The sequence below is a fragment of the Vibrio sp. 1249-1 genome (assembly GCF_033340495.1).
Genome location: NZ_JAWOWJ010000552.1, coordinates 1 through 700, shown reverse-complemented (window position 1 = coordinate 700; position 700 = coordinate 1). Strand labels below are relative to the sequence as shown.

General features: G+C 47.6%; 1 protein-coding gene. It reads left to right on the top strand.

The window, feature by feature from the left end:
* Window positions 1-410, top strand: a 410-nt coding sequence (locus R7Z50_RS27560) for a transglycosylase domain-containing protein (RefSeq protein ID WP_318149761.1), incomplete at its 5' end; no start/stop codon positions are given.
* Window positions 411-700: the final 290 nt, after the last annotated feature.

Here is a 700-nt window from a genome sequence, read left to right as displayed (position 1 = left end):
TATTCGACGTGATTGCCGAGGCAGGTGACAATGGCCCGTCGAGAGGCGCGAGCACGATTACCCAACAAGCCGCGAAAAATGTGTTTTTGTTTCCTTCTCACTCCTACGTTCGCAAGGCTTATGAGCTTTACTTTGCCTTGCTGATGGAGCTGATGTGGAGTAAAGAGCGCATTCTCGAAGTGTATCTAAATGTGGTTGAATTTGGTCCCGGTATTTACGGCGCTGAAGCGGCGGCGCAGAATTATTTTGGTGTCAGTGCAAAGCAACTCTCGAAGTGGCAAGCAGCGCGTTTAGCCGTGGTGTTGCCAAACCCATATCGAATCAAAGTCTATCCACAAAGTGATTACACTGCTCGCCGCACAAGATGGGCGATGAATCAAATGAGCAATCTTGGCAGCGTGCAACTTTAACTCCCTCAATCCATTGCGCTTAAATAGAACTACGCCCCTATATCAATAAAATGTGAAGCGTCACGACCTTTGGGGCGTAGGCAGTTAGAATGATGTGTTCAGTTTCTTATCTAGGCACAATTAGTGTGAATAAAACTAATAAATGTGCATGGTTACCATGTGCTGCCAATGGACTGAACGATGAAACTGAACCTGATTACCACTACTTTACTGCTTGCGTCGGCAGGTGCCATCGCCGAGCCTAACATCACCATTTCTACCACGACCAACAGCCGTGACTTCCCGCTAAG